This is a genomic window from Paenibacillus sp. AD87, from assembly GCF_001659845.1.
Classification (GTDB): domain Bacteria; phylum Bacillota; class Bacilli; order Paenibacillales; family Paenibacillaceae; genus Paenibacillus; species Paenibacillus marchantiae.
Map to the genome: position 1 here is coordinate 1 of NZ_LXQN01000002.1, position 1,289 is coordinate 1,289.

Consider the following 1,289-nt stretch of genomic DNA (forward strand, 5'->3'; position numbering starts at 1 on the left):
ATGGAGGAAATAAATATACTCTCGAAGGAAGAAGTTCTTTTAAACGGTTTAGAATTTACAGGAGATGTTTGTTTTGATGGAGAGTACGGGGACCAAGTTTTTGATAGGTCTATTGAAGATGGAGGAAATCCAGTAACAGGACTTGTTTACGAAAAGTATAGCAATGGGAATTTGGCTCACTATTGTTACTATGTGGATGGAGTTCCTGATGGTGATTATGTCACGTATTACGAAGATGGTAAAATAGAAGGATTTAAACGCATGCGTAAGGGAGCAATTGCTGGAAAGTCTATTTCTTGGTTCAAGAATGGTGAGATTAGATCAACATCAGTTTCTTGATGGTTTTAAAGTTACTTTCAAAAATGGAAAATAGGAACTGTGAGTAAATTCTCGCCAACTTCACTACATACTACATACTTATGGTTACTCATCTAAGGGAATCAATGATTACTTGAACAAATAAATCAATTACAGGATATCAAATTGAAAGGTGATTATAATGGAGCAAATATTAAATCATCCATGGGAAATAAGCGAGAAAGAGGCCATTGTCCTTCAATATAGTTTAGCTGAAAAAGTCATTAAACAAGATGAATTTACAGAGGTGAATTATGTTGCTGGAGTTGATGTAGCATATAGTAAACGAAGTGATAGTTTAATTGCAGCAGTAGTTATTTTGGATGTTAATTCGCTAAAACCAGTAGAATCAGTAGTAATTGAAGATAAAGTTAGATTTCCATATGTCCCTGGATTATTCTCATTCAGAGAGTTACCTCCAATTGTTAAGGCGTTTAAGCGAATAAAAATTAAGCCAGATCTAATTGTTTGTGATGGACAGGGCATCGCTCATCCAAGAAGGTTTGGCTTGGCTTGCCACTTAGGAGTACTTTTAGATACACCAACGATCGGGTGTGGGAAAACTAGATTGATAGGAACATTTGTGGAGCCCGAATCCCAACGCGGTAGTTATTCACCTTTAATCGATAACAGTGAAGTAATTGGCAAGGTACTGAGAACTCAAAACAATGTTAATCCTATTTTCGTGTCAATTGGTCACCGTATCTCTTTAGAAACTTCATGTAATTGGATACTGGCACTTTCACCTAAGTATCGGTTGCCTGAAACCACTAGACAAGCTGACCATCTTGTTAAAACTACTCTAACTTAGGATTATTACTGTACACAGAATGCTAACTGGGTGAATATTCAAAACGGAAAGGTCATCACCAGGTCAGAAGGGGTCAAGAGGCAAATTTAGTCCGCTGGATGTCACAAGGGATATACTTCCA

The 1,289-nt window shown here is 36.9% G+C and carries 2 protein-coding genes; both read left to right on the forward strand.

Features of this window, described 5'->3' with window-relative positions; translation table 11 throughout:
- Positions 1-339: toxin-antitoxin system YwqK family antitoxin (locus gpAD87_RS32045; protein WP_063565641.1), on the forward strand; the 339-nt coding region annotated here is incomplete at its 5' end.
- Between the two features lie 160 nt (positions 340-499).
- On the forward strand, positions 500-1,168 hold the full coding sequence (gene nfi / locus gpAD87_RS00015) for a deoxyribonuclease V (RefSeq protein WP_064635669.1): 669 nt from the start codon (positions 500-502) through the stop codon (positions 1,166-1,168).
- Positions 1,169-1,289 lie beyond the last annotated feature (121 nt).